Below are 9,299 nucleotides of genomic sequence, written 5' to 3' on the forward strand. Positions count from 1 at the left end.
CGATCGGGCGGGGGCCTTCGCCCGTTTCAGCGCAGGGCGCCGAGGTCCTTCGGCGCCGACCAGCCGCTGAAGGTCACCAGGTGCCGGTCGGGAGTGACGGCCCACAGGTCCGGCGTGCCGTCCCCATCACCGTCGCCCGAGCTGCCGAGCGTCGGGTACGCGGCGGTGGTGAAGCCCGTGGCGACCACGTTCGCCGAGGGGTCGGCGAGGGCGGAGTAGTCGAAGGTGCCGTCGGCCTGCTTCGGAACCGGGTACGCGTGCAGCTCGCCGGTGGCCCGGTCGCGTGCCCACAGGGCGAGGTTCCCGGCCGTGTCCGGACCCGGGGCGACCAGGTCGTAGCCGGCCCAGCCGCCTGACGTGGTGAGCTTGCGGGCCGTCTGCCAGCCGTACGCGAAGTCGCCTCCGGCGTGCAGCCAGAGGTCGCCGTTCTCCAGTGTCACCAGCGCCGGGTCGAAGCCTCCGGCCGCCGGGCCCAGCGCGACGATCTGGTCCGCCTTCGACCAGTCGGAGGCGTAGTCCGCGGGGCACGGCACGTCCGTGCCCGTCGCGTCCACGCAGCTGGTCGAACGCCGGGCGCCGAGCAGGCTCCGATCGAAGGAGCCGTAGTCGAAGTTCCGGTACAGGTAGAGGGCGCCCGAGCCCGGCCGGTGGAGGAACAGGTCGTCCAGGGACGGCGCGTGGTCGTCCGTCCAGCCGCGGTGGACGACCCGGTACGACGCCCAGCCGTTGTGGTCGGGCGAGGCGAGCGCCCGGATCGTCGCGTTGGGCGTGGTGTCGGTCGCGTTCACGCCGATGTACTGCAGGTTGCCCTGGGCGTCGGGCAGCACGATGTCCGCGGTGCCGTCCCCGTCGACGTCTCCGAGCGTCTTCGGCGGGTTCGGGTTCGACCGGGCGTAGAAGGTGTAGGAGGCCGAGGCGACGTTGCCCGTCCTGTCGACCGCCTGGACGATGAGGGTGTTGGTGCCCCAGTCCACGACCCTGAGGTCGACCTTCGCCGTACCGTCGGCGTCCGGCCGGACAGCGTTCGTCGAATTGCAGTCGCCGACCCCGAGGTAGTTCCAGCCGTACCGGAAGCAGTCGATGCCGGAGGCCGTGCCGCCGGCCGGCGCCGGGTCGAGCCCCGTGAGGACGAAGGTGCCGGTCTGGCCCGCGTACTTGGTGGCGGGGCCGCTCGCCGGGAAATCGGTCGAGGAGGCCGTGACGGTCGGGCTCGTGGTGTCCACCGAGAAGCGGCAGTCCGCCGACGGGGCGGAGGCCTGGGTGTCCTGGAGGGCCCAGGCGTGCCAGGCGTAGCTGTGCCCGTCCAGCAGGCCGGGGACCTTGACGCTGGACCGCTGGCCGTAGGCCTGCGCCTCACCGGTGTACACCGGGTCCTGGGCGCCCGTGGTCTCGTCCCGGACGCTGAACCGGGCACTGGTGCCGGTGACGTTCGCGACGAGCTTCGGACCGTACATGGTCCGTCCGCTCCAGAACGGGACGGTGGTCGAGTCGCAGGCGCTGGTGACGTAGTCACCGCCCTGTTCCGTCCCGAGGACGGTCGGTGCCGTGTCGGCCACGGCCGCCGTCGGCACGGTGAGCAGGCCCGCGGCCACGGTCGCCGCGACCAGCCCCCCGAGCCTGCGTGAACGCGTGTGCTTCTTCAAGGAATCCCCACCCTCTGTCGGCAGATCTGTTCGAGACGTGCACGAGCGGTGAGGATCCTGCCAGTGGGGGCCGACAGCGGCAACGGGGATTCTCAGTCGGTGGCCGGGGTGCGGCGGGTGGTGGCGCGAAGGCCGCGCACGCCGATGGTGCCGACGGCGATGCCGAGGGCGAAGGAGGTGACGGCGAGGAGCAGGTGGACCCAGAAGAAGGCGGTGGGCTGGGAGTGGTCGCCGTTGGTGAAGGCCTGGCCGCCGGAGTCCTTCCAGAGGTTCTTCACGAAGGTCGTCCAGATGATGATCGACCAGACCCCGAAGGCGGTCAGGAACCAGGAGGTGCGGCGGCTGAGCTTCATGGGGGTCCTCGGCGTGTGAAGGCGGTGTGCTTCCCCAGTATGCGCGGGCCGCCGATCGGCGTAGGGCGGGCCCCTCCTGCGGAGGACGGGCCCCGGGGGGAGGGCGCCGGGAGCCGTGAGTGGGTACGGTCTGCTGGTGCCCACACCCCGTCTCACGTTCGCGCGCCTGTGCGCCGCGGTCACCGCGGCCCTGCCGGTACTGCTCGCCGCCCCGGCGGGCGCGGCCCCGCAGCAGCCGCCCCCGTCGGTCGCGATCGGCGGCGAGCGGCTCGGGCTCCCGGGGGTGCAGGTCGCCCCGATGGCGGGCGCTCCGCCGCTGCCCCCCGACCTCACCGGCCAGTCCTGGATAGTCTCCGACGCGGTGTCGGGGGAGGTGCTGGCGGCCAGCAATCCGCATCTGCGGCTGCCCCCGGCGAGCACTCTGAAGATCCTGTTCGCGGACACCGTGCTGCCCAAGTTCGACCGCAACGCGGTGCACCGGGTGGCCGACGAGGAGATCCAGGGGATCGGCCCCGGCAGCAGCCTGGTCGGCATCAAGGAGAACCTGGACTACCGGGTCGAGGACCTGTGGCGCGGGGTCTTCCTGAGCTCCGGAAACGACGCGGTGCACGTCCTGGCGCACATGAACGGCGGGGTGCAGCAGACCGTCGCCGAGATGCAGACGCGCGCCGACACGCTCCAGGCGCGGGACACCAGGGTGATCTCCCCGGACGGCTACGACATGGACGGCCAGGTGTCCTCGGCCTACGACCTGTCGCTGTTCGCCCGGGCCGGTCTGCGCAACGCGGACTTCCGGATGTACTGCGCGACCCGGGACGCGATGTTCCCCGGCGCCGTCGACCGGAACACCGGCCGACGCGGCAGCTTCGGGATCGCCAACACCGACCGGCTGCTGGGCAAGTACCCGGGCCTGATCGGCGTGAAGAACGGCACCACCACCAACGCCGGCTCGACCTTCGTCGGCGCCGCCGAACGCGACGGCCGCACCCTGCTGGTGACGGTGATGCACCCGTCGAGCTACCAGAAGGTGTACGACGAGACGGCCGCGCTGCTGGACTGGGGCTTCGCCGCGGCCGGCAAGGTCCAGCCGGTCGGCCGGCTGGTCGACGAGCTCCCGCCCGGCGGCGCCGAGCCGACCGGCCAGGCCGGCGGCGGTGACAGCACGCCCGTGCCGCCGCCGCACCCCGCCGCACCGGCGGCCGCGGCGCCCAGCGCGGCGGGCGGGGGCGGCCGGTTCGCTGTCGTCGGCTGGTCGGCCGTGGTGCTCGCCGGTGCCGCGCTCGGGTGCGGCGCGGTGGTGCTGCGGCGCCGCTCCGCGGGCTGATCCGCCGGCTGATCCGCCGACGCCGAACCGGCTGAACACCGGCCCGCGGCAGGGCCCGGCCTCAGTCCTGGGGCCGAGCTTTCCCCTTTCCCTTTCTCTCCGTCCTCTCCTTCTTCCGGGCCCGGGCGGCCTGCTCCGCGGCGTCCGCCCGGGCCGCCGCCTCCGCCTTGTCGGCCGCTTCCAGCAGCGTCCGCCCGTGCGCCCTGGTCCGCTCCCGGGCGGCCCGCGGGTCGGCCGTCGCCGTCCAGGCCACGCAGTACATCAGCAGCCGGGAGACGAAGTTGATCCACAGCAGCAGCGCGACCGGCGTGGCGAACGCCCCGTAGAGGCTCCGTCCGGCGATCGAGCCCAGGTAGGAGGCGAGCAGGAGCTTCAGCAGCTCGAAGCCGACGGAGCCGATCAGCGCGCCCTGCACGAGGTCCCGGCGGCGCTGGTCGGTGATGCCGGGGAAGGGCGCCAGCAGGTAGGCGAAGAGCAGCATGTCGCACGCTATGGCGATCAGCACGCCGACGGCGGTGAGCAGGTACCCGCTGTTGAGGCCGATCGCGTCGGCGATCCGGCCGGCCAGCGTGGTCCCGGTGGCGGAGGCGGCCAGCGAGAACAGCGAGACCAGGCCGAGGCCGCCCAGCACCGCCACGTCCCAGGCCTTGCGCAGCACCGGGTTGCCCTCCTCCTGGGGCAGTTGCCACAGGTCCCGGATCGAGGTGCGCATGGTGTCCACCCAGCCGAGGCCGGAGATCAGCAGCAGCGCCCCGCCGACCAGCCCGACGGTGCCCGCGTTGGACACCAGGGCCGGCAGGTTGAGCGCGTCCGAGAGCCCCGGCAGCTGGTCGGAGATGTGCTTCTGCAGCTCGTGCACCCGGTCGTCGCTGAGCGCCGCGGCGGCGATCGCCAGGCCCACCGTGAGCAGCGGGAAGAGGGCGAGGAAGCCGAAGAAGGTGACGGCGCCGGCCAGCCGGTTGCCCCGGGCGGCGGAGAAGTACTCGTACACCCGGTACGGGCGGCTGCGCAGCACCCGGGCCACGAGCGGGCCGAGGACCGGCAGACGGGTCAGGAAGTCCACCCACCGGTTATACCGGCCCTGTCCCCCGAATGGGCGTCAGGCCCCGGGTGGGTGTCCCGTGGGTTTCGGCGGCCCCGGCGAGGACCGGCAGGACGCCCCGCGGCTACCGCTTGACGAGTCGACGGGCCTTGGCGAGGGCTCGGACGGCCTGGTAGGCCCCGTAGCGGCCGTGGCTGAGCAGTTCGGTGCGCACGCCGTCCACGCCGGCCGGCGGCCGGTAGCCGGCCGGCCGCAGCCGGGCGCAGTGCCCGGCGGCCCGGCGGAAGTACTCGCGGCGGTCGCCGGGCGGGACCCGGCCGGGCTTGGAGACCACGGTGTTGAGGTGGTGCAGCATCCGGCCGTAGACGACCGGGCGCCAGCGCTCCAGGTCGGGGCGGCGGTCGAGGAAGGCGAAGACCAGGTCGTACTGGGCGAACACGTCGAAGTGCTTGCGGCTGGCGGTGGCCAGGATGTTGCCGCCCTCCTGGCGCTGGCGGTAATGCACGCCGACCTGGTCGAGCAGGGTGATCCGGGCGGCGGCGAGCAGCGCCGGGTACGTCCAGGGGGTGTCCTCGTAGTAGCCGGCCGGGAAGACCAGCCGCTGTTCGGCGATGAAGCCGCGGCGGTAGGCCTTGTTCCAGACGACCTGGAGCAGGTCGAGCAGGTCGGGGCGGGCGTCGAGGTCGAAGACGTCCGGGGAGGCGGCGCCGAAGACGTGGGCGGAGGCGGCCCGGGTGATCCGGCCGTCGGCGTAGGTGCGGGCGTAGTCGTAAACCAGGATGTCCGGGTCACCCGTGGCGGTGAGCCGCTCGTCGATGCCCTTCAGCAATCCGGGGGTGAGTGTGTCGTCGCTGTCGAGGAAGATCACGTAGTCCCCGGTGGCGACCTCCAGGCCGGCGTTGCGGGCCCGGCCGAGGCCGACGTTCTCCGGCAGGTGGAGCACCCGCACCCTGGTGTCGGCGGCCGCGGCCTCGTCCAGCAGGGCGCCGCAGCCGTCCGGGGAGCGGTCGTCCACGGCGATCAGTTCGAAGTCCGGGCCGTCCTGGCCGAGTACCGAATCGAGGCATTCGGAGAGGTAGTCCTGGACCTGGTACACGGGGACGATCACGCTGAAACGGGACACGGACCCAGCGTAGTGGTCCCGGGGTGGGCGAGGTCCCCGGAGGTAGGATCGGGGGCGCACGTACGCACCGATCCAAGTGCGGCCAGGCCCCGTACGGGCTGCCACGCTCCTCCAGAGAAAGGCCTGCGTAGCCGATGGCTCCCCGCCTCTCCATCGTCGTCCCGATCTACAACGTCGAGCGCTACCTCGTCGAATGCCTCGACTCGATCGCCGCCCAGACCTTCACGGACTTCGAGTGCGTCATGGTCGACGACGGTTCGAAGGACGGCAGCGCGGCGCTCGCCGAGGCGTACGCGGCCGAGGACTCCCGGTTCCGGCTGGTCCGGCAGGTGAACAAGGGACTCGGCGCGGCCCGCAACACCGGCATCCGGCACATCGACCCGGACTCCGAGTTCCTGTGCTTCGTGGACAGCGACGACTCGATGCCGCCGAGCGCGTACGAGCTGATGATCAACACGCTGGACGAGACCGGCTCGGACTTCTGCACCGGCAACGTGCTGCGCTTCCGCGCCGTGGGCTACTACCAGTCCGGCGGCCACCTGAAGCCGTTCAAGGAGACCAGGCTCAAGACCCACATCACCGAGATCCCGGCGCTGGTCACCGACCGCACCGCGTGGAACAAGGTGTACCGCCGCTCGTTCTTCGACGGCGCCGGCCTGCTCTACCCCGAGGGCATCCTGTACGAGGACGCGCCGGTCAGCGTGCCGCACCACTACCTGGCCAAGAGCGTGGACGTGCTCTCCGAGCCGATCTACCACTGGCGCGAGCGCGAGGTCGGCGAGATGTCGATCACGCAGATGCGCACCAACCCCAAGGGCCTGATCGACCGGGTCGCCTCGGTCGAGCTGGTGCGCGCCTGGCTGATGAAACAGACCGAGCCGCGCTTCGCCGAGTACCTGCGCTCCTACGACGAGAACACCCTCGTCGAGGAGATCCCGATGTTCTTCTCGTCCCTGGTGGAGGGGGACAAGGACTACCGGGACGCCTACCTCCAGCACGTCGGCCGGCTGCTCCGGGCGATCGGCTCCGACCACGTCGGCCGGCTGCGCGCGCCGGTGCGGCTGAAGTACCACCTGACCCTGTCGGGCCGGATGGACGAGCTGGTCGACCAGATCACGTACGAGCGCGAGAGCGGCGGCGGTGTCCAGGCCCGCGGCCTGCTGCGCCCGTACGCCGACTACCCGTTCCTGCGCGGCGGGCGCAAGAGCGTGCCGGCCGGGGTGCTCAAGCTGGACAACTCGCTGGTCATCCGCAGCCGGCTGTACCGGAGCGTCTGGGAGGACGGGAAGCTGCGGCTGACCGGGCACGCCTACCCGGAGCAGCTGGGCGCGGCCGGCAAGCACGACATGGTCCGCACCCTGGTGCTGCGCGAGGCCAAGGGCCGCCGGGTCATCGCGGTGCCGATGAGGACGACGTACAGCCCCGAGGCCACCGCGAGCTGCCAGCACGACCTGTACAGCTGCGACTGGTCCGGCTTCAACGTGGCCATCGACCCGAAGAGGCTCAGGCACCGCGGCCAGTGGAAGGACGGCAACTGGCGCGTCCTGGTGGCCGGCGCCGGCAAGGGCGGGGTCTACAAGGGCCGGATCTCGGCCGGGTGGAGCGACAGCGCGCAGTTCCTCCCGTCGCACTGGGTCGAGCCGGACGTGCGGATCGTGCCGTGGATCCGGGACAACTTCGTCTACCTCCGGGTGGAGACGGTCAAGGCCCGGGTGACCGGCCTGGCCGCGCACGGCGACCGGCTGGAGGTCTCGGGCGCGGCCCGCTCCGGCCCGAGCTTCGCCGGGGCGCGGCTGCGGCTCACCCACGCCGAGTCGGACCGCCACGTGACCTTCCCGCTGGAGCTGGGCGCTCCGGTCGGCTCGCTCCAGCCGTTCACCGCGCTCGCCCCGGTCGCCGAGCTGACCGCCGTCCGCGAGGCCTGGGCCGAGCTGGACCCGGTGGCCGGCGAGCGCAGCCGCGACCACTGGGACGGCTCCCTGCTGCTGGCCGACGGCAGCACCGTCCCGCTGGCCTGGGACGACCGCAACGCGCCCGAGCGGCTGCACCTGGCGCTGAACCCGCAGGCCCCGGTGGCCGAGCGCCGGGCGCTCTACTCCAAGCCCTCCCCCAACGGGCACCTCCAGTTCACCGACCAGGTGCTCCAGCCGCTGGTGGACGACGTGTCCTCGCGCGGCGCCGACGGCTTCCTGCTGAGCGGCTCGTTCCCGCTGCCCGGCGCGCACCGCTGGGAACTGGTGGTCCGTCACAAGTGGCGCGAGGAGGAGCACGCCTACCCGGTGGAGATCTCCGACGGCCGGTTCCGCACCGCGCTGCCCGCCGTGCCGACCGCCTCCTTCGCCGGCCGGGTGCCGCTCTCCCGGGGCACCTGGCACGTCGTCTTCCGCCCGGTCGGCGTGCAGGTGCCCGAACTGCCGGACGCCGCCGCGCTGGTCACCCCGGACTGCTTCGACGTCCTGCCGGTCGTGGTGGAGTCCCGCGGCAAGCGGATACTGCTGGAGCGTCGCGACCACGACGGCCTGTCGCTGGAGTCGGACTCGGTGCTGCTGCCCGAGGAGCGGGCCGGCTTCCGCCAGCGCCAGCTGCAGAGCGTGGACTACCCGGCTGCCCGACGGCTGCCGGTGCGCGACACGGTGGTGTACCACACCGGCAAGTACGGCACGTACTCCGGCTCGCCCCGGGCCGTCCACGAGGAACTGGTCCGCCGCGGCCTGCCGCTGGAGCACCTGTGGGGCAACGACGACATGCAGGCCGAGCTGCCGCAGAGCGCGACCGCGCTGCGGTACCGCAGCCCGGAGTGGTACGAGGCGCTGGCCACCGCCAAGTACGTGGTGGCCAGCACCCACCTGCCCGACTTCTTCGTCCGCCGTCCCGACCAGGTGGTCGTCCAGACCTGGCACGGCACCCCGCTGAAGCAGATCGGCTTCGACTTCGAGAAGGTCTGGTTCACCGACTCCAAGTACCTCAAGAGCCTGGCCCGGGAGGTCCCGAACTGGAGCCTGCTGGTGGCCGGCAACCGCTGGTCGGCCCCGGTGCTGCGGCGCGCCTTCGACTTCAAGGGCGAGATCCTGGAGAGCGGCTCGCCCCGGAACGACCTGCTGTTCGCCTCCGACCGGGAGAAGACCGCCGAGCAGGTCCGGGAGCGGCTCGGCCTGCCCGAGGGCAAGAAGGTCGTGCTCTACGCGCCGACGTGGCGCGAGGACCGGCGCCGGCCGCAGGACGGCTACCAGATCGACCTGCGGATCGACCTGGCGGCGGCCAGGGCCGCGCTCGGCGACGACCAGGTGCTGCTGGTGCGCCGGCACCACCTGATGTGCGGCCAGATCCCGGGCGCCGGCAACGGCTACATCTGGGACGTCGGCAGCTACCCCGACATGGCGGAGCTGCTGCTGATCGCCGACGTACTGGTGACCGACTACTCGGCGAGCGTGTTCGACTTCGCGGCGACCGGCAAGCCGATCGTGTTCTTCACCTACGACCTGGAGCACTACCGGGACAACCTGCGCGGCTTCAGCCTGAACTTCGAGGCCGAGGCGCCCGGCCCGATGCCGGCCACCTCCGAGGAGCTCGTCTCCGTGCTCGGCCGGGTGGACGGGATCACGGCCGAGTACGCGGACCGGGCCACCGCGTTCCGCGAGGCGTACTGCGACCTGGACGACGGCAAGGCCTCCGCCCGGGTGGTCGACGCGATGCTCCGCAAGGAGTAGCCGCCGCACACGCCCCGGCGGGGGGGCCGCCGCCCGCGGGGGGGGGGCGCGCCGGAGGTGGCGGGCGCGGGGGGGTCGCGGGGGGGGGGGCGCGGATAGGGCGGCGC

At 72.5% G+C, this 9,299-nt stretch carries 6 protein-coding genes; 2 read left to right on the forward strand and 4 right to left on the reverse strand.

The genetic code is table 11. The annotated features are described in order from the left end of the window. Window positions 1-26 precede the first annotated feature (26 nt). Together ACWGKU_RS27765 and ACWGKU_RS27770 are read right to left on the reverse strand one after the other, a co-directional pair. Window positions 27-1,643, reverse strand: a complete 1,617-nt coding sequence (locus tag ACWGKU_RS27765) for a hypothetical protein (protein WP_452179717.1) — start codon at window positions 1,641-1,643, stop codon at window positions 27-29. Window positions 1,644-1,735: 92 nt separating this feature from the next. Further along, window positions 1,736-1,996, reverse strand: coding sequence for an SCO4848 family membrane protein (locus ACWGKU_RS27770; RefSeq protein WP_359911571.1), 261 nt, complete (start codon window positions 1,994-1,996; stop codon window positions 1,736-1,738). A 136-nt stretch (window positions 1,997-2,132) separates the two neighbouring features. Between ACWGKU_RS27770 and ACWGKU_RS27775 the strand changes: the two genes are divergently transcribed. Beyond that, window positions 2,133-3,320: a D-alanyl-D-alanine carboxypeptidase family protein gene (locus tag ACWGKU_RS27775; protein ID WP_452179716.1), complete on the forward strand. Its 1,188-nt coding sequence runs from the start codon at window positions 2,133-2,135 to the stop codon at window positions 3,318-3,320. Between the two features lie 61 nt (window positions 3,321-3,381). On the opposite strand, the gene ACWGKU_RS27780 is transcribed toward ACWGKU_RS27775, so the two are convergent. Continuing rightward, window positions 3,382-4,383, reverse strand: a complete 1,002-nt coding sequence (locus ACWGKU_RS27780) for a YihY/virulence factor BrkB family protein (protein WP_452179715.1) — start codon at window positions 4,381-4,383, stop codon at window positions 3,382-3,384. Window positions 4,384-4,486: 103 nt separating this feature from the next. Further along, window positions 4,487-5,485 (reverse strand): glycosyltransferase family 2 protein, encoded by a 999-nt coding sequence (locus ACWGKU_RS27785; RefSeq protein ID WP_401043740.1) that lies wholly within the window; start codon window positions 5,483-5,485, stop codon window positions 4,487-4,489. Window positions 5,486-5,619: 134 nt separating this feature from the next. On the opposite strand from ACWGKU_RS27785, the gene ACWGKU_RS27790 reads away from it, so the two are divergent. Then, complete coding sequence (locus tag ACWGKU_RS27790; protein WP_452179714.1) at window positions 5,620-9,192, forward strand: bifunctional glycosyltransferase/CDP-glycerol:glycerophosphate glycerophosphotransferase; 3,573 nt, start codon at window positions 5,620-5,622, stop codon at window positions 9,190-9,192. Window positions 9,193-9,299 lie beyond the last annotated feature (107 nt).

The sequence above is a fragment of the Kitasatospora sp. NPDC054768 genome (assembly GCF_053612025.1).